Source organism: Streptomyces solicamelliae (assembly GCF_045348655.1).
In the GTDB taxonomy this organism is placed as follows: Bacteria; Actinomycetota; Actinomycetes; order Streptomycetales; family Streptomycetaceae; genus Streptomyces; species Streptomyces solicamelliae.
Genome location: NZ_CP160404.1, coordinates 1830921 through 1856685, shown reverse-complemented (window position 1 = coordinate 1856685; position 25765 = coordinate 1830921). Strand labels below are relative to the sequence as shown.

Annotated in this window: 22 protein-coding genes; 12 read left to right on the top strand and 10 right to left on the bottom strand. The window is 71.4% G+C overall.

The genetic code is table 11. The features are described from left to right. Positions 1–3: 3 nt before the first annotated feature. The 3 genes from ABZO31_RS08585 to ABZO31_RS08575 all read right to left on the bottom strand — a co-directional run bounded on the left by ABZO31_RS08585 (position 4) and on the right by ABZO31_RS08575 (position 4148). On the bottom strand, positions 4–1755 hold the full coding sequence (locus ABZO31_RS08585) for a phosphatidylglycerol lysyltransferase domain-containing protein (protein WP_406860507.1): 1752 nt from the start codon (positions 1753–1755) through the stop codon (positions 4–6). 90 nt (positions 1756–1845) lie between these two features. Continuing rightward, positions 1846–2904 (bottom strand): nicotinate-nucleotide--dimethylbenzimidazole phosphoribosyltransferase, encoded by a 1059-nt coding sequence (gene cobT / locus ABZO31_RS08580; protein WP_406860506.1) that lies wholly within the window; start codon positions 2902–2904, stop codon positions 1846–1848. A gap of 47 nt (positions 2905–2951) precedes the next feature. After that, complete coding sequence (locus ABZO31_RS08575; protein WP_406860505.1) at positions 2952–4148, bottom strand: bifunctional adenosylcobinamide kinase/adenosylcobinamide-phosphate guanylyltransferase; 1197 nt, start codon at positions 4146–4148, stop codon at positions 2952–2954. Between the two features lie 82 nt (positions 4149–4230). Here ABZO31_RS08575 and ABZO31_RS08570 point away from each other — a divergent pair, with 82 nt between their 5' ends. Beyond that, positions 4231–4437 (top strand): hypothetical protein, encoded by a 207-nt coding sequence (locus tag ABZO31_RS08570; RefSeq protein ID WP_406860504.1) that lies wholly within the window; start codon positions 4231–4233, stop codon positions 4435–4437. Between the two features lie 32 nt (positions 4438–4469). On the opposite strand, the gene ABZO31_RS08565 is transcribed toward ABZO31_RS08570, so the two are convergent. The 3 genes from ABZO31_RS08565 to ABZO31_RS08555 form a co-directional block, all read right to left on the bottom strand. After that, positions 4470–5516: a S1C family serine protease gene (locus ABZO31_RS08565; RefSeq protein ID WP_406865293.1), complete on the bottom strand. Its 1047-nt coding sequence runs from the start codon at positions 5514–5516 to the stop codon at positions 4470–4472. A 533-nt stretch (positions 5517–6049) separates the two neighbouring features. After that, positions 6050–6784, bottom strand: coding sequence for a class I SAM-dependent methyltransferase (locus tag ABZO31_RS08560; RefSeq protein ID WP_406865292.1), 735 nt, complete (start codon positions 6782–6784; stop codon positions 6050–6052). Positions 6785–6882: 98 nt separating this feature from the next. Continuing rightward, positions 6883–7479: a DUF3043 domain-containing protein gene (locus ABZO31_RS08555; protein WP_406860503.1), complete on the bottom strand. Its 597-nt coding sequence runs from the start codon at positions 7477–7479 to the stop codon at positions 6883–6885. A gap of 270 nt (positions 7480–7749) precedes the next feature. Here ABZO31_RS08555 and ABZO31_RS08550 point away from each other — a divergent pair, with 270 nt between their 5' ends. The 5 genes from ABZO31_RS08550 (at position 7750) to ABZO31_RS08530 (ending at position 14562) form a co-directional block, all read left to right on the top strand. After that, on the top strand, positions 7750–8553 hold the full coding sequence (locus tag ABZO31_RS08550; RefSeq protein WP_406860502.1) for a PspA/IM30 family protein: 804 nt from the start codon (positions 7750–7752) through the stop codon (positions 8551–8553). Positions 8554–8578: 25 nt separating this feature from the next. Then, positions 8579–8857 (top strand): PspA-associated protein PspAA, encoded by a 279-nt coding sequence (gene pspAA, locus ABZO31_RS08545; protein WP_406860501.1) that lies wholly within the window; start codon positions 8579–8581, stop codon positions 8855–8857. Positions 8858–9227: 370 nt separating this feature from the next. Continuing rightward, on the top strand, positions 9228–10511 hold the full coding sequence (locus ABZO31_RS08540) for a sensor histidine kinase (protein WP_406860500.1): 1284 nt from the start codon (positions 9228–9230) through the stop codon (positions 10509–10511). Continuing rightward, positions 10508–11194, top strand: coding sequence for a response regulator (locus ABZO31_RS08535; protein ID WP_406860499.1), 687 nt, complete (start codon positions 10508–10510; stop codon positions 11192–11194). Before ABZO31_RS08540 ends, ABZO31_RS08535 begins: the two co-directional genes overlap by 4 nt. 182 nt (positions 11195–11376) lie before the next feature. Beyond that, positions 11377–14562: an efflux RND transporter permease subunit gene (locus ABZO31_RS08530; protein ID WP_406860498.1), complete on the top strand. Its 3186-nt coding sequence runs from the start codon at positions 11377–11379 to the stop codon at positions 14560–14562. Between the two features lie 65 nt (positions 14563–14627). Here the strand turns inward: ABZO31_RS08530 and nadA are convergent, their stop codons facing one another. After that, entirely contained in the window at positions 14628–15818 is a 1191-nt protein-coding gene (gene nadA / locus ABZO31_RS08525) for a quinolinate synthase NadA (RefSeq protein ID WP_406860497.1), read from the bottom strand. 290 nt (positions 15819–16108) lie between these two features. On the opposite strand from nadA, the gene ABZO31_RS08520 reads away from it, so the two are divergent. Beyond that, on the top strand, positions 16109–16465 hold the full coding sequence (locus tag ABZO31_RS08520) for a HesB/IscA family protein (RefSeq protein WP_318107256.1): 357 nt from the start codon (positions 16109–16111) through the stop codon (positions 16463–16465). A 103-nt stretch (positions 16466–16568) separates the two neighbouring features. Here the strand turns inward: ABZO31_RS08520 and ABZO31_RS08515 are convergent, their stop codons facing one another. Next, positions 16569–18077 (bottom strand): hypothetical protein, encoded by a 1509-nt coding sequence (locus ABZO31_RS08515; protein WP_406860496.1) that lies wholly within the window; start codon positions 18075–18077, stop codon positions 16569–16571. An 88-nt stretch (positions 18078–18165) separates the two neighbouring features. Further along, positions 18166–18369 (bottom strand): hypothetical protein, encoded by a 204-nt coding sequence (locus tag ABZO31_RS08510; protein ID WP_406860495.1) that lies wholly within the window; start codon positions 18367–18369, stop codon positions 18166–18168. A gap of 133 nt (positions 18370–18502) precedes the next feature. Between ABZO31_RS08510 and ABZO31_RS08505 the strand changes: the two genes are divergently transcribed. After that, the gene (locus tag ABZO31_RS08505; protein WP_406860494.1) at positions 18503–19477 is read left to right on the top strand and encodes a carbohydrate kinase family protein; all 975 of its coding nucleotides are present in this window, start codon (positions 18503–18505) and stop codon (positions 19475–19477) included. Positions 19478–19642: 165 nt separating this feature from the next. Here the strand turns inward: ABZO31_RS08505 and ABZO31_RS08500 are convergent, their stop codons facing one another. Next, positions 19643–21028, bottom strand: coding sequence for a cysteine desulfurase/sulfurtransferase TusA family protein (locus ABZO31_RS08500; RefSeq protein ID WP_406860493.1), 1386 nt, complete (start codon positions 21026–21028; stop codon positions 19643–19645). 287 nt (positions 21029–21315) lie between these two features. Between ABZO31_RS08500 and coxB the strand changes: the two genes are divergently transcribed. The 4 genes from coxB to ABZO31_RS08480 all read left to right on the top strand — a co-directional run bounded on the left by coxB (position 21316) and on the right by ABZO31_RS08480 (position 25764). Further along, entirely contained in the window at positions 21316–22275 is a 960-nt protein-coding gene (gene coxB / locus ABZO31_RS08495; protein ID WP_406860492.1) for a cytochrome c oxidase subunit II, read from the top strand. Beyond that, a complete protein-coding gene (gene ctaD, locus ABZO31_RS08490) occupies positions 22272–24005 on the top strand; it encodes a cytochrome c oxidase subunit I (protein WP_406860491.1) in 1734 nt (577 codons plus the stop codon). Before coxB ends, ctaD begins: the two co-directional genes overlap by 4 nt. Further along, positions 24002–24400, top strand: a complete 399-nt coding sequence (locus tag ABZO31_RS08485; protein ID WP_406860490.1) for a cytochrome c oxidase subunit 4 — start codon at positions 24002–24004, stop codon at positions 24398–24400. Before ctaD ends, ABZO31_RS08485 begins: the two co-directional genes overlap by 4 nt. Before the next feature lie 110 nt (positions 24401–24510). Continuing rightward, positions 24511–25764, top strand: a complete 1254-nt coding sequence (locus ABZO31_RS08480; RefSeq protein WP_406860489.1) for a L,D-transpeptidase — start codon at positions 24511–24513, stop codon at positions 25762–25764. Position 25765 lies beyond the last annotated feature (1 nt).

The window sequence follows — 25765 nt, the reverse complement described above, 5'->3', positions numbered from 1 at the left end:
GGGTCAACGACGGCCCTCCAGGTGCCTGCGGTGCATCCACTTCGGCAGGCCGGGGGCCTCCAGGAAGCCCTCGGCGCGGCCCGCCGCCAGGCCGATGCGCAGCAGGTCCGCGCTCTTCTCGAACAGCATGAAACGGGGCTCCCAGATCGGCCGGTACTTGGCGTTGGCGCGGTACAGCGACTCGATCTGCCACCAGCGGGAGAAGAAGCTGAGCAGCGAACGCCACATCCGCAGCACCGGTCCCGCGCCGAGCCTCGAGCCACGTTCGAAGACGGACCGGAACATCGCGAAGTTGAGCGAGACCTGCGTGATCCCGATCTCCTCGGCCTGCTGGAGCAGTTCGATGACCATGAACTCCATCAGCCCGTTGTCGGAGTCCCGGTCCCGGCGCATCAGGTCCAGCGACAGGCCCTTCGGGCCCCACGGCACGAAGGACAGCAGCGCCCGCAGCTCACCCTTCTCGTCCGTGCACTCCAGCATCACGCATTGCCCGTCGGCCGGGTCGCCGAGCCGGCCGAGCGCCATGGAGAAGCCCCGCTCGGTCTCGCCGTCCCGCCAGTCGTCGGCCTTCGCCAGCAGGACGGCCATCTCGTCCTCCGGGATGTCCTCGTGGCGCCGGACCCGGACCTCGTACCCGGCCCGCTTGACCCGGTTGTACGCCTGCCGGACCGTCCGCATCGCACGGCCCTCCAGGGTGAACTCCGCGGTGTCCACGATGGCCTCGTCACCCAGCTCCAGGGCGTCCAGGCCGTGCCGGGCGTAGATCGTGCCGGCCTCCTCGCTCGCACCCATCACGGCCGGGATCCAGCCGTGCTCGCGGGCCTCCGCGAGCCACGGCTCGATCGCGCCGGGCCAGGCCTCCGGATCGCCGATCGGATCGCCCGAGGCGAGCGAGACCCCGCCCACCACGCGGTACGCCACGGCGGCCTTCTCGCTGGGCGACCAGACCACGCTCTTCTCGCGGCGCAGCGAGAAGTAGCCCAGCGAGTCCCGGTCGCCGTGCCTGTCGAGCAGCGCGCGCAGCTTGCGCTCGTCGTCCTCGGTGAACGGGTCGACGGCCCGCCGCGCGCGGAACGCGGCGAACAGCACGGCGACCAGCAGCAGCGTCGACAGCACGTTGATGGTGACGTCGACCCAGCCGGGGGTGGAGATCGCGGGGAACCGGGAGTCGTCGGCGGCCAGCGTGATCAGCCGCATCACGCCGTACCGCCAGCGCTCCAGGAAGGTGGAGGACCCCGTCGCGGTGTTGGTGACGGTGACCAGAAAGGCCGCGAACAGCGAGGTCACCAGCAGACCCACGACCGCCACAACCGTGGCGAGCAACGGATTGGACCGGTCGCCCTTCGCGTAGAACTCCTTCCGCCCCACGCAGAGAGCCCCCACGAAGGCCGCGGTCAGGACCAGCGAGACCCAGTTCTGCGCGTGCTGCCGGATCTCCGGCAGGAACATCGCCAGCGCGAACAACAGGAGGAACAGGCCGCTGAGCACGAGGTTCAGGATCCAGGCGGCGCGCTTGCGGCGGCGCATGGTGATCGCCAGGAACAGCGTGAAGACGCCGGAGGCGAAGCCCGCGGTCAGCAGGTACGGGGTGAAGTAGTCGTCCGTGTTGTGCCTGCGGAGGTCCTGCCCCAGCGAGACCCAGACCGCGCTGAGGAAGTTCACGAACGTGACCGCGCGGAGGTACCAGACGGCGAACGCGGCAGCGCGGCGCGAGCGCGTGGCTGCAGAATCGGTGGACAAACGGACCTCTCCCATGAAAAGCGAGCATATGGGCATCGCCGGTCATGACAGAGTGCCGCCGCGGCCCGTCACGTCCCACGCGTGACGGACCCGGATCGTCCCTGGTCAGTCCTCCTCGTCCGTGGCCTCCGGACGCTCCGGCAGCTCGGCGGCGAGCGCCGCGGCGGCCTGGACGAGGGGGAGTGCGAGCAATGCCCCGGTTCCCTCACCCACTCGGACGCCGTGGTCCAGCAGCGGGTTGACCGCCATCCGGTCCAGCGCCTTGGCCTGCGCGGGCTCGCCGGAGAGCTGCCCGGCCAGCCACCAGTCCGGCGCGCGGAACGCGGCCCGCTGCGCCACGAGACCGCAGGCCGCGCCGACCACGCCGTCCAGGATCACCGGCATCCGGCGCACCGCGCTCTGCAGCAGGAAGCCGGTCATGGCCGCCAGGTCCGGGCCGCCGACAGCGGCGAGCAGCGCGAGCTGGTCACCGAGAACAGGACGGGCACGGCGCAACGCGTCACGGATCGCCGCACACTTGCGCATCCACGCCAGATCGTCGATCCCGAAGCCCCCGCGCCCGGTCACCACCGAAGCGTCCGTCCCGCACAGGGCGGCGACGAGCGTCGAGGCCGGAGTGGTCCCCCCGACACTCAGGTCCCCCAGAACGACCAGATCGGTCCCGGAGTCGGCCTCCTCGTCGGCGATGGCCATCCCCAGCTCGACGGCGGCGTTCGCCTCCTCGGGCGTCATCGCGTCCTCGACGTCGATCCGCCCGGTCCCCCGGCGCACCCGGTGCCGCACGACATCGGCGGGCAGCAGCTCGGGATCACAGTCGAGACCCGCGTCCACGACCCGTACGGGAACGTTCATGCGCCGCGCGAGCACGGCAACGGGCGCGGCCCCCTCGAGCACCTCACGCACCAGCTCGTGCGCGGTCCCCGCGGCACGACCGGACACATCGAGGCCGGCCACCCCGTGGTCACCCGCGAACAGCACCACGCGCGGCTGCTCGACGGGCCGGACCGGCACCGAGGCCTGCGCGGCCGACAGCCACTCACCGAGCTCGTCCAGCCGCCCGAGCGCCCCGGCGGGAACGCCGAGCCGCTCCCGGCGGGCTTCGGCGTCGTACCGTATCCCGCCGTCGGGTCGCTCGATCAGATCGGAGAAGTCGTCCAGGTTCAAGGGTCCGCCTTGTCATTCGTCGGGTGGGTGAACGGTACCGAACCCGGCTAGCCGCGCAGGATCAGCGACTGGCCCGCCGTCACCAGGAGGACCTGCTCGCACTCGTCGCCGAAGGCGGCGTTCAGGCGGCCCAGTTCGTCGCGGAAGCGGCGGCCGGACGAGGTGGCGGGGACCACGCCCGCCCCGACCTCGTTGGTGACCGCCACGACCGTACGCCGGGTCTCCCGCACGGCGGCGACCAGTTCGGCCATCCTCTCCCGCAGGGCCTCGCGCCCCCCGGACTCCCACTGCTCGTCCTCCCAGGCCCCGACCCGGTCCATGGCGTCCGTCAGCCACAACGCCAGGCAGTCGATCAGCAGAGCCGGGCCCTCCTCCCCGAGCAGCGGCACCAGATCCGTGGTCTCCACGGTCCGCCACGACCCCGGCCGGCGCTCCCGGTGCGCTCCGATCCGCTCCGCCCACTCCGGGTCGCCCTCGCGCGTCCCGCTGGTCGCCACGTACACGACCTCCGGGAACGACTCCAGCCGCCGCTCCGCCTCCAGCGACTTCCCGGACCGCGCCCCGCCGGTCACCAGCGTGCGCCGCGGGACCTCCGGGACGATCCGGTACGCGCCGACCGTCAGCGTCGTCCCGTCCGGCACCGCCCGGGCCCCCGCCGCCGCGAGCCGCCGGTCCAGCTCCGCGCCCGGCGGCACGTCGTGGTCCACGTGCACGGCGACCACGTCCGTCGCCGGCCCCACGGCGCCCGACGCCCGCAGCCGGGCCAGCGCGTCCGGCCGCCCGACGACGTCCGCGCAGACCGTGTCGTACGCGATCCCCTCCGGCAGCCCGGCCGGCGCGCCACCAGGGGGCAGGTACAGCAGCCGGTCCCCGTCCGGCGAGGTCACCTCGTACCCCGTACCCGGCGCGTCCATCGACACCGCCCGCACCCGGTGCCCGCTGATCAGCGTCAACTCCCGCCCGTCCGGCACCCGCCCCGCCGTGGGCAGCCCCGGCGGCAGTTCGACCGCCGGCCCGTCGTGCGGATGCGTCAACAGCACCTGACGCACACCGGCCAGCGAGTGCCCCGACCGCGCCGCGGCCAGCGCCGCCCCGGGGGTCAGGTCGAGCAGCAGCGCCCCGTCGACGAGCAGCGCGGTCGCGGCCCGCGCGTACGGGCCGAGGGAGACGGCGCAGCGGGCGCAGGGGCAGTCGGGGCGGGGAAGCCCCTCGGGGGCTCCGGTGCCGAGCAGAGTCAGTTCCACGGTCACGATCCTCCCGCGTCCCCTCCGCGGGTGCGCGCCCGGCTACGCTGCGGGCAGGAAACCGATCATCCGGGAGGCTCGCATGGCATGGACGTGGCGGTTCGAGACGGCCGACGGCACCGAGGTCGAGCCCTCGGTCGACCCCGAGGAGTTCCCGACCCAGGGCGACGCCGAGTCCTGGATCGGCGAGTACTGGCGCGACCTCCTCGCGGGCGGCGCGGAGCAGGTCGTGCTCTTCGAGGACGCGACGAAGATCTACGGCCCGATGTCCCTGAACGCCGAGGCCTGACCCCACAGAGGTGGGGGCGGTCGCCCCCCACCTCAGATCTCCCCCAACGTCACCTCGACCGACCGCGACTGCCCACCCCGCTCGTACGTCACCGTCACCTTCTCCCCGGGCTGATCGCCGGCCAGGGCTTCGGCGAGCGAGGTGATGGTCGTGATGGGATCCTCGCCGACCTTCGTGATGACGTCGCCCGCCCGGATCCCCGCATCGTCCGCGGCCCCACCCTCCGTCACCTCGACGACCGCGACGCCGACCGGCTGACCCGACTCCCGGTCGACCACGGTCCGGCCGGTGATGTTCAGCCCGGCGCGCCCGGAGTCGGTGACCCTGCCGTCCTCGATGATCTGGTCCGCGACCGTCCGCACCATCGACACCGGGATCGCGAAGCCGATCCCCGGCGCGGCGCTGTCGCCCATCCGCGGGTCCACCGCGGCGAGCGTGGGGATCCCGATGACCTCGCTCTCCAGATTGACCAGCGCGCCCCCGCTGTTGCCGGGATTGATCGCGGCGGACGTCTGCACCATGTTCGCGATCGTCGCGCCGGTGCCGCCCGCACTGCTCTCGCTCACGGTTCGCCCGACGGCCGACACGATGCCCTGGGTGACACTGCCGGACAGCCCCAGAGGCGAGCCCATCGCCAGCACGATCTGCCCCACCTCGACCTTCGTCGAGTCGCCGAACGTCGCCGCCTTCACCCCGCCCGGCACGGTGTCGAGCCGGATCACCGCCAGATCCTGAGCCGGATACGTGGCCACCAGCTTCGCACCGAGCACCGAACCACCGGTCGCCGACGTCACCCTGAAGACCCGCTCGTTCCCCACGACATGGGCGTTGGTCACGATGTGCCCCTTGTCGTCGTACACGACGCCCGACCCCAGACTGCCCCCGGACTCGACCTGCACCACGGACGGCAGCACGTCCTTGATCACCGTCTGGTAGTCGGCCTCCAGATCGGCCGCCGCAACCGGCGCGGCCTGAGTCGACCGCCCGGGAGCAGGCGCCCGCTCGGCGGTGCACCCACCGAGCAGCGCGACGGCACAGAGCGGCAGGGCCAGAAGACGAGCGGCACGGATGAACTCCATGCCCGAAGTATCCCGTCGGCCCGGAAAGGCCGCCTTGCGCTGCACGCCCGTTCAGGTCCCCGCACAACGGACGGGCCGCACCGGACGGCGGCGGGGAGCGGGGGACGTGGAGGGGGTCGCATTCGGGACGTAAAGCGTGATTTGTGGCGCAGCAGATACGGCTCCCACCACAGCGACCCGAACGCGCCGTAAATCATGCAGTCCCGAATGCGACCCCCGGAACGTCCCACGCGGCACCCACGGGCGTCAGCCCGCGCCGCCCAGGGTCAGCCCCGCACCCCGCAAGGGGTCAGCCCCCGCACCCCGCAAGGGGTCAGCCCCCGCACCCCGCAACGGGGTCAGCCCCCGCACCCCGCAAGGGGTCAGCCCCGCACCCTGCAACGGGGTCAGCCCCCGCACCCTGCAACGGGGTCAGCCCCCGCACCCCGCAAGGGGTCAGCCCCGCACCCTGCAACGGGGTCAGCCCCCGCACCCTGCAACGGGGTCAGCCCCCGCACCCTGCAACGGGGTCAGCCCCGCACCCCGCAACGGGGTCAGCCCCGCACCCCGCACAGATGCAACAACGCAGCGACCCCCCGATAGGGATCCGTCCGCCCCGCCCGCTCCTCCGCGGCCAGCAGCCGCTCCAGCTCGTCCGCGGCCGGCAGCCCCGTGTCGTGCGGCACGCCGTCCGTGAAGACCCGCACCCCGTACCAGGCGTGCAGCGGCGCCGCGATGCCGGCGAGGGTCGCGGTCAGCGCGCCCAGCCGGTCCGCGCGCACGGGCGCGCCGTACCGGTCCGCGTACGTGTCCGAGTCGAAGGCCGCCAGCGCCCCCGTCCAGTCGCCGCCGAGCCCCGGCCGCATGGCCAGCGCGTCCGCGTTCCGCACCACGAGGGACAGCAGGCCGCCGGGGGCGAGCATCCGGGCGAGCCCGGCGAGGAGCCCGTCCGGCTCGGGCACGTACATGAGCACACCGTGGCAGAGCACCACGTCGAAGCTGCCGGGCAGGAAGTGCACGCCCGTGTCGCGGCCGTCGCCCTCGATCAGCCGGACCCGCTCACGGATCCCGGCCGGCTCGCCGGACAGCGCCTCACGGGCGGTCTTGAGCAGCTCGGGTTCGGCCTCGAGGCCGGTCACGGTGTGCCCGGCGCGGGCGAGGCGCAGCAGTTGCGCGCCGTGGCCCATGCCCACGTCGAGGATCCGCAGCCGCTGCCCGACGGGGTAGCGGGCGGCGAGCTGCTCGTCGAGCTGCCGGGCGATCAGCTCGTGCCGGACTGCGTCACGCAGCCCGGCACGACCTGGAGCGTCCGGGTCCGGCGGGAAGTCCTCCGCGCCGAGGGCCGACGGAAGGTCCGCGGCGCCAGGGGCCGACGGGAAGTCCGCGCTCAGGGCCGCTCTCCGCGCTTGACCTGCGGCTTGGGCAGCCGCAGCCGGCGCATCTGGAGGGTGCGCATGAGGCCGTACGCCACCGCGCCGCGCTTGGGCTCGTTCGGGAAGCGCTCGTTGAGCTGCTTGCGCAGCCGGAACGAGAGGAAGACCGAGTCGATCACGATCATGACGATGACGCCGAGCCACAGCACCAGCGAGATCTGCTGCAGGTTGCCCGTGCGGATCATCGAGAGCACGAGGATGATCACGGCCATCGGCAGGAAGAACTCCGCGACGGCGAAGCGCGAGTCGACGTAGTCGCGCACGAAGCGGCGGACCGGGCCCTTGTCGCGGACCGGCAGATAGCGCTCGTCACCGCTGTTCAGGGCCTCGCGCTGCTTCGCCAGGTCCTGGCGGCGCACCTCGCGCTGGCGCTTCATCGCGCTCTTGCGGTCCAGCGGTGCGGTCTGCGCGCGGCGGCGCTGGGTCTGGGCCTCACTCCGCTTCGGGGTCGGGCGGCCCTTCGGGGCCTCGGGGTCGCGGGGCTGCTTGGAGAGGTCCGCCGTCACCTGGTCGGTGGGGGCCTTCTCTTCCTTCGAACGGCTACGGAACACAAGGCCAAGGGTACGTGCTGGGAGGAGTAACCCCCAGTGCGGCCGGGAACGATCCGCTAACGGCGTGCGTCTCTGCTTGCGGGTCCGGACGACCCGCGCGTTTCCCTGATCCCTCGTCTACACCCTGGGCGGGAGAACGGAGCCCGCGCAGTCGTCCTTGGGGAGGAGCGCATCCGGCCCCGAACAGTGCGGTAATGGAAGCAGGAACCGTACTGTGGGTTCTGTTGGAGTGCTGGAGCCGAGTCCGTCAGAAGGGGGCGCGCGAAGCCCATGAGCGGTGTGATGAAGCGTATGGGGATGATCTTCCGCGCGAAGGCAAACAAGGCCCTTGACCGGGCCGAGGATCCGCGCGAGACCCTCGATTACTCCTACCAGAAGCAGCTGGAGCTGCTGCAGAAGGTGCGCCGGGGCGTGGCGGACGTCGCGACCTCGCGCAAGCGCCTGGAGCTGCAGCTGAACCAGCTCCAGAGCCAGTCCTCGAAGCTGGAGGACCAGGGCCGCAAGGCGCTGGCGCTCGGCCGCGAGGACCTGGCCCGCGAGGCGCTGTCGCGGCGGGCCGCGCTGCAGCAGCAGGTCTCCGACCTCGAGGTGCAGCACCAGACGCTGCAGGGTGAGGAGGAGAAGCTGACGCTCGCCTCCCAGCGGCTGCAGGCCAAGGTCGACGCCTTCCGTACGAAGAAGGAGACGATCAAGGCGACGTACACGGCGGCGCAGGCGCAGACGCGGATCGCGGAGTCGTTCTCCGGCATCTCGGAGGAGATGAGCGACGTCGGCGTGGCGATCCAGCGGGCCGAGGACAAGACGGCGCAGCTGCAGGCGCGGGCCGGCGCGATCGACGAGCTGCTCGCCTCCGGCGCCCTGGACGACCACTCCGGGCTGGCCAAGGACGACATCCAGGCCGAGCTGGACCGGCTCTCCGGCGGCACGGACGTCGAGCTGGAGCTGCAGCGGATGAAGGCGGAGCTGGCGGGCGGTCCGTCCGCCTCGCAGCAGGCCATCGAGGGCGGTACGCAGGACCAGGCGCAGTCCCAGTCCTCGCAGCAGTCCTCCCAGCCGCGGTTCGACAAGCAGTAGCCCCGACTCTCGGTAAGGACGCGTCATGATCGTGAGGATCATGGGGGAGGGCCAGTGGGAGGTGGCGGACAGCCACTTCCCCGAGCTCAACAAGCTCGACGACGAACTGCTCGCCGAGATGGAGAGCGGCGACGGGGAGGGGTTCCGCCGCACGCTCGCCGCCCTCCTCGACGCGATCCGCCGCCTGGGCGAACCCCTGCCGGTCGACGCCCTGGAACCCTCGGAACTGATCCTTCCGTCCCCGGACGCCACCCTGGCGGAGGTCCGGGAACTCCTCTCCGACGACGGCCTGATCCCGGGCTGACCACACGCGGCTCGCGCCGCGGGCACCGGACCGACCCAGCACCGGTCCGGGACCGCGCCCGGGGTGCACCGCCGCGACCGGTCCGGCCGGGGGCGACCCGTGCCGGTCACGGGCGCGGGCTCCGCCCGCCCCGACCGGTCCGCCCGGGGAGCATCCGCCGCCACCGGCGGGACCCCAGCCCGTCGCACTCCGACGCACCGCCCCACCCGGCGCCCCCCGGCGCGGACGGTCCCGGCTCCGGACCGACCAAGACCGGCTCCGGGGAGCGGACCCCGCACCTGCCGCGCCCACGCATCCCCGCCGCCCCACCCGAGCGGCAGGAAACCGCCGCGTTCCGTCCCCCGCCCGCCGACCCGTACCGTTGCTCGACGTGACGTCCATCGGAAGCGGGCTGTCCCGGAGTCGGGACCGGCTTCGCGCGCATCCCACCGCCTTCGACGCGGGGCTCGCCCTCGCCGTGCTGGTCGCCATGATCGTCGGCTCCTTCGCGGATCCGCACGGCGGGCCCAACGGGCCCACCTTCGGCACCCGCAGCCCCTCCGCGGTCAGCGTGGTGTTCATGGTGCTCGGCGCCGCCGCGCTCGTCCTGCGCAGGCGCAGGCCGCGGGCGGTGCTCGCCGCCACCGTCGCGATCAGCCTGGCCGAGCTGGTCGTCGAGGACCCGCGCGCGCCCGTCGCGATGAGCGCGGTGATCGCGCTGTACACCGTGGCCTCCCGCACCGACCGGCCCACCACGTGGCGGGTCGGCCTGCTGACCATGACCGTGCTGACCGGTACCGCCATGTTCTTCGGCTCCTCGCCCTGGTACTCGCAGGAGAACATCGGCCTGTTCGCCTGGACCGGCATGGCGGCTGCCGCCGGCGACGCCGTACGCAGCCGGCGCGCCTTCGTCACCGCCATACGCGAGCGCGCCGAGCGCGCCGAACGCACCCGCGAGGAGGAGGCCCGGCGCCGCGTCGCCGAGGAGCGGCTCCGCATCGCCCGCGATCTGCACGACGTCGTCGCCCACCACATCGCCCTGGTCAACGTGCAGGCCGGCGTTGCCACGCACGTCATGGACAAGCGCCCGGACCAGGCCAAGGAGGCCCTCGCCCACGTACGGGACGCCAGCCGCTCCGCACTGGACGAGCTGCGCGCCACCGTCGGGCTGCTGCGGCAGTCCGGTGACCCGGAGGCCCCCACCGAACCGGCCCCCGGCCTCGCCCGCCTCGACGAGCTGCTCGACACCTTCCGCCACGCCGGACTGCCCGTCGAGCTGGCCCGCGCCGACGACGACGGCGCGCTGCCGGCGGCCGTCGACCTCGCCGCGTACCGGATCATCCAGGAGGCCCTGACCAACGTGCGCAAGCACGCCGGACCGGACGCGAAGGCCGAGGTCAGCGTCGTACGGGTCGGCCGCACCGTGGAGATCACCGTCATCGACGACGGCGTCCCGCAGACGGCAGTCCACGACCGGACCGCCGCCCACGACCCGACCGCCCCCCACCCCGAGCCCTCCGGCGGCCACGGCCTCCTCGGCATGCGTGAACGCGCCGGCGCACTCGGCGGCACCCTCACCGCCGCCCCCCGGTACGGCGGCGGCTTCCGCGTGCAGGCGATACTGCCGGTGACCGCCCGCACCGGGGCGGGCGGCCAGGACGGGGAGGACGCATGACGATCCGGGTACTGCTCGCCGACGACCAGGCCCTGCTCCGCAGCGCCTTCCGGGTGCTCGTGGACTCCGAACCGGACATGGAGGTCGTCGGCGAGGCCGCCGACGGCGCGCAGGCCGTCGCGCTCGCCCGCGCCGAGAAGGCCGACGTCGTCCTGATGGACATCCGGATGCCCGGTACCGACGGCCTCGCCGCCACCCGCGCGATCACCGCCGACCCGGAGCTCGCGCAGGTCCGGATCGTCATGCTGACCACCTTCGAGGTGGACGAGTACGTGGTGCAGTCGCTGCGCGCCGGCGCGTCCGGCTTCCTCGGCAAGGGCGCGGAGCCGGAGGAGCTGCTGAACGCCATCCGGATCGCCGCGGCGGGCGAGGCCCTGCTCTCCCCGGCCGCCACCAAGGGGCTGATCGCCTCCTTCCTCGCGCAGGGCGGCGGAGCGGACGGCTCCGACGGCGCACGCGCCCACTCGGAGCGGCTGACCGCGCTGACCGGCCGCGAGACGGAGGTGCTGGTCCTCGTCGCGGGCGGGCTGTCGAACGACGAGATCGCCGACCGTCTCGAGGTCAGCCCCCTCACCGTCAAGACGCATGTCAACCGCGCGATGGCCAAGCTGGGCGCCCGCGACCGGGCGCAATTGGTGGTCATTGCCTACGAATCGGGCCTGGTACGCCCGAGGGTGGACTAGCCCGAGCGCCCCGTCTACTCCGTACGGAGTAGGCGGCGGATAAGGATCTGGACCTGGGGCCGACGGAACGGACCGGTTCCGTGCCGGAGGGTAGAGGCGGGCACCTGACCGAGACCTGGCTGAGCTTCGGGCGGGGCGGGGCGCCCGCTTCCTGCGTACGCACGCCACAGAAGAGAGACCCCATGTCCTGGCTGTCCAGATTCAGCCTCGCGCAACGGGCCCTGATAGGGCTGATGTCGATCGTGGCGATCGTCTTCGGTGCGATCGCCATCCCGCAGCTCAAGCAGCAGCTGCTGCCCTCCATCGAACTGCCGATGGTGTCGGTCCTCGCCCCCTACCAGGGCGCCTCCCCCGACGTGGTCGAGAAGCAGGTCGTCGAACCGCTCGAGAACACCCTGAAGGCCGTCGACGGCATCAAGGGCATCACGGCCACCGCCTCCGAGGGCAACGCCGTCATCATGGCCACCTTCGACTACGGCGACGAGGGCACCGAGCAGCTCGTCGCCGACGTCCAGCAGGCCGTCAACCGGGCCCGGATCGCGCTGCCCGACTCCGTCGACCCGCAGGTCGTGGCCGGCTCCACGGACGACATCCCGACCGTCGTCCTCGCCGTCACCTCCGACAAGGACCAGCAGGCGCTCGCCGACCAGCTGCAGCGCACGGTCGTCCCGGCCGTCGAGGACGTCGACGGTGTCGGCCAGGTCTCCGTCGACGGCGTGCAGGAGCTCCAGGTCTCCGTCACCCCGAACGACGCGAAGCTCGCCGCCGCCGGGTTCAACGCCATGACCCTCGCCGAGGCCCTCAAGGCCGGCGGCGCGACGATCCCGGCCGGCTCGTTCTCCGAGGAAGGCAAGAGCCGCACCGTGCAGGTCGGCGGCGGCTTCACCTCGCTGCAGCAGATCCAGGACCTGCGGCTGACCCCGCAGGCCGGCACGGTCGGCAGCCGGGCCGACGCAGGCAAGGCCCCGAAGCCGGTCCGGCTCGGCGACGTGGCGACCGTGAAGCAGCAGGAGTCCGCCCGCGCCTCCATCACCCGCACCAACGGCAAGCCCAGCCTCGCCGTCGTGGTCACCATGGACAAGGACGGCAGCGCCGTCGCCATCTCCGACGCGGTCAAGGACAAGTTGCCCGAGCTGCGCAAGGACCTCGGCGCCGGCGCGGAGCTGACGGTCGTCTCCGATCAGGGCCCGGCGGTCTCCAAGTCCATCTCCGGCCTCACCACGGAGGGCGCGCTCGGCCTGCTCTTCGCGGTGATCGTGATCCTGGTCTTCCTCGCCTCGATCCGCTCCACCCTCGTCACCGCGGTCTCCATCCCGCTGTCGGTGGTGCTGGCGCTGATCGTCCTGTGGACCAGGGACCTCTCCCTGAACATGCTCACCCTGGGCGCGCTCACCATCGCCATCGGCCGGGTCGTCGACGACTCGATCGTGGTCCTGGAGAACATCAAGCGGCACCTCGGCTACGGCGAGGAGCGCCAGGCGGCGATCATCACGGCGGTCCGCGAGGTGGCCGGCGCGGTCACCTCCTCCACCCTCACCACCGTCGCCGTCTTCCTGCCGATCGGCCTGGTCGGCGGCATGGTCGGCGAGCTGTTCGGCTCCTTCAGCCTGACGGTCACGGCGGCGCTGCTGGCGTCCCTGCTCGTCTCGCTCACCGTGGTCCCGGTCCTGTCGTACTGGTTCCTGCGCGCCCCCAAGGGCACGTCCGAGGACCCGGACGAGGCGCGCCGCGCGGCGGAGGAGAAGGAGGCCCGGAGCCGCATGCAGCGCATGTACGTCCCGGTGCTGCGCTTCGCGACCCGTCGCCGCCTCACCAGCGCGGCGATCGCGATCGTCGTCCTGATCGGCACCTTCGCGATGGCCCCGCTCCTGAAGACCAACTTCTTCGACCAGGGCGAGCAGGAGATCCTCTCCGTCAAGCAGGAACTGGCCCCCGGCACCAGCCTGGGCGCGGCCGACGAGGCCGCGAAGAAGGTCGAGAAGGTGCTCGGGTCCACGAAGGGCGTCGAGGACTACCAGGTCACCGTCGGCTCGTCCGGCTTCATGGCCGCCTTCGGCGGCGGCACCGGCGCCAACCAGGCGTCGTACCAGGTCAAGCTGGAGGACTCCGCCTCGTACGAGAAGGTCCGCGAGGCGATCGACACCGAGCTGGCCAAGCTGGACGGCATCGGCGACACCACCATCGCGGCCGGCGACGGCTTCAACAACCAGGACCTCAGCGTGGTCGTGAAGGCGGCCGACCGCGACGTCCTGAAGCAGGCGTCCGAGGCGGTCCGCACGGAGGTCGCGAAGCTCGACGACGTCACCGACGTCCAGAGCGACCTGGCCCAGTCCGTCCCGCGGATCTCGGTCAAGGCGACCCCGAAGGCGGCCGAGGCCGGCTTCAACGACACCACCCTCGGCCTGGCCGTGGCCCAGGCGGTCCGCGGCACCCCGGCCGGCACGGCGGTCCTCGACGACACCGAGCGGGACGTCGTCGTCACCTCGGCCAAGCCCGCCACCACCCTCGCGCAGCTCAAGGCGCTGCCGCTCGGCCCGGTGAAGCTCGGCGACGTCGCCGAGGTGAAGGTGGTCCCGGGTCCGGTCTCGATGACCCGGATCGACGGCGCCCGCGCCGCGACGATCACCGCCAAGCCGACCGGCGACAACACCGGCGCGGTCAGCGCCGAGCTCCAGTCGAAGCTCAACGCCCTGGACCTGCCGGACGGCGCGACCGCGTCCATCGGCGGTGTCTCGGAGGACCAGTCGGAGGCGTTCCTCCAGCTCGGCCTGGCGATGCTCGCGGCGATCGCGATCGTCTTCATGCTGCTGGTCGCGACCTTCAAGTCCCTGGTCCAGCCGCTGATCCTGCTGGTCTCCATCCCGTTCGCGGCGACCGGCGCGATCGGTCTGCTGATCGCCACGGACACGGCGATGGGTGTCCCGGCGATGATCGGCATGCTGATGCTGATCGGCATCGTGGTCACCAACGCGATCGTGCTGATCGACCTGATCAACCAGTACCGCGCCCAGGGTCTCGGCATCGTCGAGGCGGTCGTCGAGGGCGGCCGGCACCGGCTCCGCCCGATCCTGATGACGGCCCTGGCCACGATCTTCGCGCTGCTGCCGATGGCGCTCGGCATCACCGGGCAGGGCGGCTTCATCGCCCAGCCGCTGGCGGTGGTCGTGATCGGCGGCCTGGTCACCTCGACCCTGCTGACCCTTCTCCTGGTCCCGACCCTCTACGCGATGGTGGAGCTCCGCAAGGAGCGCCGCGCGAAGAAGAAGGCGGCCAAGCGCGCCCGGAAGAACGGCGACGGCTTCGACAACCCGGAGCAGCCGGAGACGACTCCGGTGGAGGGCTCGCTCCTGGACGCCCTGGACGCCTGATCCGTCAGCGCACACGACGGTGCCCCGCAGCCGGCCGGCTGCGGGGCACCGCTCGTTCTCCGGGGCTACGGAAGCGCCAGCATCCGCTCCAGCGCGAGCTTCGCGAAGCTCTCCGTCTCCTTGTCGACCTCGATGCGGTTGACCAGGTTGCCCTCGGCCAGCGACTCCAGGGTCCAGACCAGGTGCGGCAGGTCGATGCGGTTCATCGTGGAGCAGAAGCAGACCGTCTTGTCGAGGAAGACGATCTCCTTGCCCTCCGGGGCGAACCGGTTCGCCAGCCGGCGGACCAGGTTCAGCTCCGTGCCGATCGCCCACTTCGAGCCGGCCGGGGCCGCCTCCAGGGCCTTGATGATGTACTCCGTCGAGCCCACGTAGTCCGCGGCGGCGACGACCTCGTGCTTGCACTCCGGGTGGACCAGCACGTTCACGCCCGGGATGCGCTCGCGCACGTCGTTGACCGAGTCCAGGCTGAACCGGCCGTGCACCGAGCAGTGGCCGCGCCACAGGATCATCTTGGCGGCGCGCAGTTCCTCGGCGGTCAGGCCGCCGTTCGGCTTGTGCGGGTTGTAGACCACGCAGTCGTCCAGGGACATGCCCATGTCGCGGACGGCGGTGTTGCGGCCCAGGTGCTGATCCGGCAGGAAGAGCACCTTTGTTGCGCCGGGCTCTCCCTGCTCGAAGGCCCAGTCCAGCGCGCGCTTGGCGTTCGACGACGTACAGATGGTGCCGCCGTGCTTGCCGGTGAAGGCCTTGATGTCGGCCGAGGAGTTCATGTACGAGACGGGCACGGTGACGTCGGCGATGCCGGCCTCGGTCAGCACGTCCCAGCACTCGGCGACCTGCTCGGCGGTGGCCATGTCGGCCATGGAGCAGCCGGCGGCCAGGTCGGGCAGGACGACCTTCTGGTCGTCGCCGGTGAGGATGTCCGCCGACTCGGCCATGAAGTGCACACCGCAGAAGACGATGTACTCCGCCTCCGGGCGCGCGGCCGCGTCACGGGCGAGCTTGAAGGAGTCGCCGGTGACATCGGCGAACTGGATGACCTCGTCGCGCTGGTAGTGGTGGCCGAGGACGAAGACCTTGTCGCCGAGCTTCTCCTTGGCCGCGCGGGCGCGCGCCACCAGGTCCGGGTCGGACGGCGAGGGCAGGTCGCCCGGGCACTCCACGCCGCGCTCGCTCTTCGGGTCGGCCTCGCGGCCGAGCAGCAGGAGGGCGAGCGGCGTCGGCTGGACGTCCAGGGGCTGGGCGGTGGTCACGTCACACACCCTTTCTTTTCTGCGGAGATCGTTGTTGCGGAGACGGAGTCCGTCGACGCGGTATCGCTTATCGTCGAAATGACGCTATCTATCATAACCGCTTCACGTCACTTTGACGATGGCCATAGTGTCGGTGTGACGAATTCCCCGTCTCCGTCGCGGTACCTGGAACCCCGGGCCGGTGTGCGAGCATGAAGGGGAAAGACTAGGGCTCCACCCGGAATGAATCCGGGGCCCCGCCGGTTGCAAACGTCGGCAAGCAGTCTCCGTACAAACCGGGAGAGAAGCAGATGTCCGTATCGGACGAGAAGACCACTGTCAGCGACGGCATCCTCCTGTCCGACGCCGCCGCGGCCAAGGTCAAGGCCCTGCTCGAGCAGGAAGGCCGCGACGACCTCGCGCTGCGCGTCGCCGTACAGCCCGGTGGCTGCTCCGGCCTCCGTTACCAGCTCTTCTTCGACGAGCGTTCGCTCGACGGCGACGTCGTCAAGGACTTCGACGGCGTGAAGGTCGTCACCGACCGCATGAGCGCCCCGTACCTCGGCGGTGCCTCGATCGACTTCGTCGACACCATCGAGAAGCAGGGCTTCACGATCGACAACCCGAACGCCACGGGCTCCTGCGCCTGCGGCGACTCGTTCAGCTAAGCCGTAGCGGTAGTCGTACGCCGAAGGCGGCGGTCCCGGATCACCCGGGCCGCCGCCTTCGTCGTGTCCGTACGCACCGCCCTCCGCGCGTACCGCCCGCGTCCTACTTCGGGCCCTGCTTCGGCACCACGCCGCCGCTTGCCGCGTCCACGACCTGCCGGTCGCCCAGCGGCGCCTTCAGCGTCACCGACTCGGTGATCTCCTTGGCCAGCATGATGCAGGCCCGGCCCGGCTGCCGCGGGGTCTCCGTGATCGTCAGCGTCACCCGGCCGGCGCTCTCCGCGGCCGTCAGCCCGTAGTCGCTGCACACCCCGCCCCAGAAGGTCGCCGACAGCGTCCGCCCGGTGCCGTCCACCGTGTACGACTGCAGCTGCCGCGGCGGGGCAGCGTCGTCGGAGGGGATCGGCACCGTCTTCGTCGGGGCCGGCTTCGGCTTCGGGCTCAGGTACTCCGGCGCCACCGCCGTCTGCACCACCGTGTGCGTGGCCCCCGTGCCCTTCGGCGCGACCTCGAACAGCCAGGACGGCACCAGCGCCTCCCGGCCGTCGGCGAACTGCGCGGCGAGCCCGAGGACCGCGTTCTTCACGGTCAGCTCCTGCGCCGGCACCCGGTCGAGCTTCATGTCACAGGGGTTCTGGGGCTTGGCCTGCCTGCTGTCCGTCGAGGCCGGCGGGTCCGTGGCGCAGCCGCCGATGTCCACCGGGTCGGTGCCCCGGGCCGCCTCGTTCAGCTGCGCCAGCGCCTTGTCGGCGTCGACCACCGGGTACGTGGCCGACTTCACCGGCTCCTTCAGCCGCCCGCTGCCGCCGGACAGCTCGCCGTCCGGGCCCACCCGCAGCCCCGTCGCCCAGCCGTACGTGGGCAGCCCGCCGTACACCGGATCGGCGTTCACCACCCGCTCGTCGCCCATCACCTGGCGGGCGTCCACCTTGGCGTCGTCCTGGCCCAGCGCCTTCAGGACCGGCGCCGCGGCCGCCTTCGCCTGCGCCTCGCTCACCGGGGTGCCGCCGGGCAGCCTCGCGCCCGGAGGCGGGCACTTCGTGCCCTCCATGCAGGCGTCACTCCGCTGCGCGTCCACCCGGGTGAACGTCCACGAACCCGGCGCGTCCACGGCCACGTCGAGCCGCGCGCCCGTGCCGTCCTTCTGCGGGGCGATCCGCCACTGCCCGCCGCTCAGCACGGGCGTGCCGGAGACGCCGAGCGCCTTCGCCAGCTCGTCCACCTCGGCGGCGGTCACCTTGCCCTGCGGGCGCAGCACCGGGGCCGTGGCGGGGCCGTCCGGCAGCTCGCCGGCGGCCTGGTACACCGCGCCGCTCGGGTCCGGCTCGCCCGGGGCGATGCCGGGGCCCTGCCCGTCGCCGTTCCCGCCGAGGACCAGGGGCGGGGGAGCGCCGGCCGTGTCCCCGACCGCCGCCTTGTCGTCCGTACCGCCGCCCGCCGCGGTGCTCGCCCAGTACGCGCCACCGCCGCCGACCAGCAGCGCGGCCGCCGCGACCGAGGCCACGACCAGCCGCGACCGCCGCCGGGGCGCGTCGTCCGCGCCGCCCGCGACGGTCACGTCAGGGGTGTCATGCGTGCCCGGCGTGTCCGGTGTGGGGTCCGTACCGCTCACCGCATCGCTCCTTCGTCCTTCGTGCTCCTCCGACAGGAGACACCGGTGGGACGGAACGGGCGAGCGAGCGGTTCCCTTCGGCCGTCCCCTAGCCGCCGATCACGTCGTCGGCCAGCCGCGCCGAGTCCGGCGAGACGACGATCCGGTGGATCAGCGCGGGGGAGACGGGCGAGACGGGGGCGGCGTGCTCGTGGGCGGTCCAGTGCGGGGCCATCCGGGCGCAGTCGCCGCGGAGCTCGGCCAGAGTGATCTCGGACTCGTCGCGCTCGCGCGGAGCGGTGTGGTTCGCCATAGGCGCACCGTAAGCACGCCCGGCCCGAAGAAAAAAGGCCTACTCTGGGGTAGTTTCCCCTGTTCGGCTCGGACCACCACACCGGATAGCGTGGATCGTCAACGCCTTTTCGTATCCGTCAGGAGCGCCAGCCGTGCGTATCGCAGTCACCGGCTCCATCGCCACCGACCACCTCATGACCTTCCCCGGAAGGTTCGCCGACCAGCTGGTCGCGGACCAGCTGCACACGGTCTCCCTCTCCTTCCTCGTCGACAACCTCGACGTGCGCAGGGGCGGCGTGGGTCCCAACATCTGCTTCGGCATGGGGCAGCTCGGCGGCAACCCGATCCTCGTGGGGGCGGCCGGGTACGACTTCGACGAGTACCGCGCCTGGCTCGACCGGCACGGTGTGGACACCGGCTCGGTGCGGATCTCCGAGGTGCTGCACACCGCGCGCTTCGTCTGCACCACGGACAAGGACCACAACCAGATCGGCTCCTTCTACACCGGCGCGATGAGCGAGGCCCGGCTGATCGAGCTCAAGGCCGTCGCGGACCGCGTCGGCGGGCTCGACCTGGTGCTGATCGGCGCGGACGACCCCGAGGCGATGCTGCGGCACACCGAGGAGTGCCGGACCCGGGCCATCCCGTTCGCCGCGGACTTCTCGCAGCAGATCGCCCGTATGAACGGCGACGAGATCCGGACGCTGCTCGACGGCGCGACGTACCTCTTCTCCAACGAGTACGAGAAGGGGCTCATCGAGTCGAAGACCGGCTGGACCGAGCAGGAGATCCTCGGCCGGGTCGGCCACCGGGTCACCACCCTCGGCTCGCGCGGCGTCCGCATCGAGCGGGTCGGCGAGCAGGCCATCGAGGTCGGCTGCCCGGAGGAGGAGGCGAAGGTCGACCCGACCGGCGTCGGCGACGCGTTCCGCGCGGGCTTCCTGACGGGTCTGCAGTGGGGCGTCGGCCTGGAGCGGGCGGCGCAGGTGGGCTGCATGCTGGCGACGCTCGTGATCGAGACGCTGGGAACCCAGGAGTACCAGCTGCGGCGGGCGCACTTCATGGACCGGTTCACGAAGGCGTACGGGCACGAGGCGGCGGCCGAGGTGCGGGCCCACCTGGGCTGACGCCCCCCGGGGCGGTGCGGGTGCGGGGGCCGTCGGCCCCCGCACCCCCGCCGGCGCTCCGCGCGGGGTGCGTTGTCGACTGCGGGGCCGTCGTGGCCGGTCGCGCGCACGCGGCGGAGCCGCACCTCGTCACTGCCCCGCGCCCCTACCGGGGCGCCCCCGCCCTCACACCAACCTGCGGACCACGTACGCCGTCCCGCCCTTCTCCGACTTCTCCTCTCCTACGTACTCCTGGCCCCGCATCTCGCACCAGGCCGGGATGTCCAGGCGGGCGGCCTCGTCGTCCGAGAGGACCGTCACCCTGCCGCCCACCGGGACGGTGCCGATGACCTTGGCCAGTTCGATGACCGGGATCGGGCAGCGGCGGCCCAGGGCGTCGATCACCAGGGTGTCCGACTGCACGGCCGGGCGGGGCTCCGGTGCCGGGGCGCCCAGGTGCTCGCGGACCGCGGCCACCACCCCGGGCAGCGCCCGGAGGAACGCGTCCACCTCGTCCTCCGTCGTGCCCGTCGGGAGCGACACGCGGACGTTGCCCTCGCTCAGTACTCCCATCGCGCGCAGTACGTGGCTGGGCGTCAGCGTCGAACTCGTGCACGACGAACCCGACGAAACGGAGAAACCGGCCCGGTCCAGTTCGGCCAGCACCGTCTCCCCGTCGACATAGAGACAGGAGAAGGTGACCAGGTGCGGGAGCCGCCGCACCGGGTCGCCGACGACCTCCACGTCCGGGACCAGCTCGGGCACCCGCGTCCGGATGCGGTCGACGAGGGCCCGGAGCCGTACCGACTCCGCCGCCGCCTCGTCCCGTACCGCCCGCAGGGAGGCCGCCGCCGCCACGATCGCCGGGATGTTCTCGAAGCCGGGCGCCCGGCCCGACTCCCGTTCGTCCGCCGGTCCTTGGGCCGCGAACCGCACGCCCTTGCGCACCGCGAGCAGCCCCACCCCGGCCGGCCCGCCCCACTTGTGCGCGCTGCCGGCGAGCAGCGACCAGCCCTCGGCGACCCGGCCCCAGCCCAGCGACTGCGCCGCGTCCACCAGCAGCGGTACGCCCGCCTCCCGGCACGCCGCGGCGACCTCGGCCACCGGCTGCTCGGTGCCCACCTCGTGGTTGGCCGACTGGAGACAGGCCAGCGCGGTGTCCGGGGTCAGCGCCGCCGCGAAGACCGCGGCGTCCACCGCCCCCGACCGCCCGACCGGGACCTGCGCCACCGACCCGCCGGCCGCCTCGTGCGTCTCGCCGGCGTGCAGGACGGAGGAGTGCTCCACCGCCGAGACCACCAGCCGGGAGCCGACCCGCCGGCGGCCCGCGAGGGCTCCCGCGATCCCGGAGTGCACCGCGTGTGTCCCCGAAGGAGTGAACACCAACTCGTCCGGGCGGCAGCCGACCGCCTCCGCCGCGGTCTCCCGCGCCGCGTCGAGCAGCAGCCGGGCGCGGCGTCCCTCCCGGTACAGCCGGGCCGGGTCGGCCCAGCCCTCGTCCAGGGCGGCCTGCAGCGCCTGACGGGCGACGGGGTGCAGCGGAGCGGCGGAAGCGGCGTCGAAATACGGCATCCGGCCACGCTAGCCCGCGTCGGGCGAGGGGTCGTCAGTTGCCCCCGGCGCACCGCCGATCCGTCCCCCGAAGGACGAGCCGCAGCCCTCCCCGGAACGCCGGAGTCCACCCCTTCGGGGACTCGGACGGCGCGTTGGGCACCCTCCCCGCGCGACCCCAAATAGCGTCCAGTAGGGTTTGGTCCGCATAAACATCCAAACCCCTGCCCGCGGCCGGGGCGGCGACCGACCAGCGAGACGGACGGCCGTGGCCGACCAGCGGGCCGAGACTCTCGGGAAGGCGCTACGTGAGTCCCAACGGCTCCGACCGCTCGTCGCGGCGCCCGATGCGGCGGAAGCTGCCGCAGGTGCTGACTGCGGGCCTGATCCTGGCAACCGCCACCGGTTGCACATACAAGGACTTCCCCCGCCTTGGAATGCCCACCCCGGTAACGGAGCAGGCTCCTCGGATCCTCTCCCTCTGGCAGGGCTCGTGGGCGGCAGCGATCGCCACGGGCGTGCTGGTCTGGGGCCTGATCCTGTGGTCGGTCTTCTTCCACCGGCGCAGCCGCACCAAGGTCGAGGTACCTCCGCAGACCCGGTACAACATGCCCATCGAGGCGCTGTACACGGTCACGCCCCTCATCATCGTGTCGGTGCTCTTCTACTTCACCGCGCGCGACGAGTCGAAGCTCCTCGAGCTCACTCCGAAGCCGCCCCACACGGTCAACGTGGTCGGCTACCAGTGGAGCTGGGGCTTCAACTACATCGAGAACGTCCCCGGTGTGCAGGGTGACGCCAAGACGGACAAGAACCTCTCGGCCATTCCGGACAAGTTCACCAAGGACTTCCCGGACAACGCCGGCGGCGTCTACGACTTCGGCATCCCCGGCACGCGGAACCCGCAGACCGGCAACCCGGGTCCGACCCTGTGGCTGCCGAAGGGTGAGAAGGTCCGGTTCGTCCTGACCTCCCGTGACGTCATCCACTCCTTCTGGGTGGTCCCCTTCCTCATGAAGCAGGACGTCATCCCCGGGCACACCAACTCCTTCGAGGTGACCCCGACGCAGGAGGGCACCTTCATGGGCAAGTGTGCCGAGCTGTGCGGTGTCGACCACTCCCGGATGCTCCTCAACGTCAAGGTGGTCTCTCCGGAGCGCTACCAGCAGCACCTGAAGGAGCTGGCGGAGAAGGGGCAGACCGGCTACATCCCGTCTGGCATTGAGCAGACGGACCCGGCCAGGAATGCGGAGACGAACAAACTGTGAGCATCCTCAACGAACCCCAGGGTGCCGCCGCAGCGACCGACTCGTACGAGAACGAGCTGCCGGTACGGCGTAAGCAGCCCGGCAATGTCGTGGTGAAGTGGCTCACCACCACCGATCACAAGACGATCGGCACGCTCTACCTGGTCACGTCGTTCGTGTTCTTCTGCATCGGCGGTCTCATGGCGCTCTTCATGCGCGCCGAGCTGGCCCGTCCGGGTACGCAGATCATGTCGAACGAGCAGTTCAACCAGGCGTTCACGATGCACGGCACGATCATGCTGCTGATGTTCGCGACGCCGCTGTTCGCCGGTTTCGCGAACTGGATCATGCCGCTGCAGATCGGCGCGCCCGACGTGGCGTTCCCGCGGCTGAACATGTTCGCGTACTGGCTGTACCTCTTCGGCTCGATCATCGCGGTGGCCGGCTTCCTCACCCCGCAGGGTGCGGCCGACTTCGGCTGGTTCGCCTACTCCCCGCTCTCGGACGCGGTCCGCTCGCCGGGCGTCGGCGCCGACCTGTGGATCATGGGTCTGGCCTTCTCCGGCTTCGGCACGATCCTCGGCTCGGTCAACTTCATCACCACGATCATCTGCATGCGCGCTCCGGGCATGACGATGTTCCGCATGCCGATCTTCGTCTGGAACGTGCTGCTGACCGGTGTCCTGGTCCTGCTCGCCTTCCCGGTCCTCGCGGCGGCGCTGTTCGCCCTCGAGGCGGACCGCAAGTTCGGGTCGCACATCTTCGACCCGTCCAACGGCGGCGCGCTGCTCTGGCAGCACCTGTTCTGGTTCTTCGGTCACCCCGAGGTGTACATCATCGCGCTGCCGTTCTTCGGCATCGTCTCGGAGATCATCCCGGTCTTCAGCCGCAAGCCGATGTTCGGTTACATCGGTCTGGTGGCCGCGACGATCGCGATCGCCGGCCTGTCCGTGACCGTGTGGGCGCACCACATGTACGTGACCGGTGGCGTGCTGCTCCCGTTCTTCTCGTTCATGACGTTCCTCATCGCGGTCCCGACCGGTGTGAAGTTCTTCAACTGGATCGGCACGATGTGGAAGGGCTCGCTGTCCTTCGAGACGCCGATGCTCTGGACGATCGGCTTCCTGGTCACCTTCACCTTCGGTGGTCTGACCGGTGTCATCCTGGCCTCGCCGCCGATGGACTTCCACGTCTCGGACTCGTACTTCGTGGTGGCGCACTTCCACTACGTGGTGTTCGGCACCGTCGTGTTCGCGATGTTCGCCGGCTTCCACTTCTGGTGGCCGAAGTTCACCGGCAAGATGCTGGACGAGCGCCTCGGCAAGATCACCTTCTGGACGCTGTTCATCGGCTTCCACGGCACGTTCCTGGTCCAGCACTGGCTGGGCGCCGAGGGCATGCCGCGCCGTTACGCGGACTACCTGGACGCCGACGGCTTCACCGCCCTGAACACGGTCTCGACGATCGCCTCGTTCCTGCTCGGCCTGTCGATCCTGCCGTTCATGTACAACGTCTGGAAGACGGCCAAGTACGGCAAGAAGATCGAGGTCGACGACCCGTGGGGCTACGGCCGTTCGCTCGAGTGGGCGACGTCCTGCCCGCCGCCGCGGCACAACTTCCTCACCCTGCCGCGGATCCGGTCCGAATCCCCGGCGTTCGACCTGCACCACCCCGAGATCGCGGCGCTCGACCAGCTCGAGAACCACGGCGGCGAGAAGGTCCTCGCGGGTGAGAAGGAGACCGGCAAGTGAAGATCCAGGGCAAGATGTTCATCTGGCTGAGCGTCTTCATCCTCGCCATGGCTGTGCTCTATGGCGTGTGGTCGAAGGAGCCGGCCGGTACCACGGCGCTCTTCCTGGCGTTCGCTCTGTGCATCATGGTCGGCTACTACCTGGCCTTCACGGCCAAGCGGGTCGACGCCATGGCGCAGGACGACAAGGAGGCCGACGTCGCGGACGAGGCCGGTGAGGTGGGCTTCTTCGCCCCCCACAGCTGGCAGCCGCTCTCGCTGGCCGTCGGTGGCGCGCTGGCCTTCCTCTCCGTCGCGATCGGGTGGTGGCTGATGTACTTCTCCGCCCCGATCATCCTGGTCGGCATCTTCGGCTGGGTGTTCGAGTTCTACCGCGGCGAGAACCAGAACCAGTAGCACCGCGCAGTACGCCCGAGGGGCCCGGACGCTTCGTCAACGAAGCGTCCGGGCCCCTCGTTTGCATCACTGGACGCGCGGGCGCCTACGACTGTTCTTACGGTGATGTCATGAACGACACGCCGCGCATTCGGACTGTTTTGAGCTGCACCCTGCTCGCCGCCGCGGTGACCGCCGTGGCGAGCGGATGCGGCGGTGCGGACGGCCATCCGCTGTCGGCGAAGCCCTACGACGCCACCCGCCAGATCGCCTTCAACACCCCCTCGGGCAACGGCCGGGTCAACCCGGACAAGCCCCTGGAGGTGACCGCCAAGGGCGGCGACGGCCGGATCACCGACGTCACCGCCGTCGACGAGTCGGGCCGCCACCTGGCCGGCGAACTCTCCGTGGACGGCGCGCGCTGGCGCTCCACGGCCTCCCTGACGGCCGGGACGCGCTACACCGTCCGGGTGGCCACCGAGGACGACGACGGCGCCCCAGGCGTCCGTACGCTGACGTTCGAGACGTCCCCGACCAAGGGGGCGCTGACGGTGAAATTCGGCCCGGAGGCGGGCAAGTACGGCGTCGGGCAGCCCATCACCGCCGAACTGAACCGCCCGGTCAAGGACAAGGCCGCCCGCGCGGTCGTCGAGCGGGCCCTGAAGGTCCGCTCCGCCCCGGCCGTCGAGGGCGGCTGGCACTGGGTCGACGACAAGAAGCTGCACTACCGGCCGAAGGAGTACTGGCCCACCGGCGCGACCGTCGACGTCTCCGGCAACCTGGCCGGCCTGAAGGTCGCCGACGGGCTCTACGGCGCCCCGGCCAAGCCGCTGAAGCTCACCATCGGCGACCGCATCGAGGCCGTCGCCGACGCGGGCTCCTTCACCATGACCGTGCGCAAGAACGGGAAAGTGATCAACACCATTCCGGTGACCACCGGCAAACCGGGCTTCTCCACCCGCAACGGCATCAAGGTGGTGCTGGGCAAGGAGTACTTCGTCCGGATGCGCAGCACCACCGTCGGCATCGCGGAGGGCAGCTCCGAGTCGTACGACCTGCCCGTCTACTACGCGACGCGGGTCACCTGGAGTGGTGAATACGTCCACGCCGCGCCGTGGTCCGTCGGCTCCCAGGGCTACGCCAACGTCAGCCACGGCTGTGTCGGCATGTCGACCAGCAACGCCCAGTGGTTCTTCGAGACCGTGCGCCCCGGAGACATCGTCCGGACCGTCAACAGCGCCGGCGACACCATGGACACCTTCGGCAACGGCTTCGGCGACTGGAACATGCCCTGGGACAAGTGGGTCAAGGGCAGCGCCCTGACCGGGAACGGCGGAATCTCCGTGTTCCCGGCCTCCACGGCCCGTCTGCGGCCGTCGGTCTGAC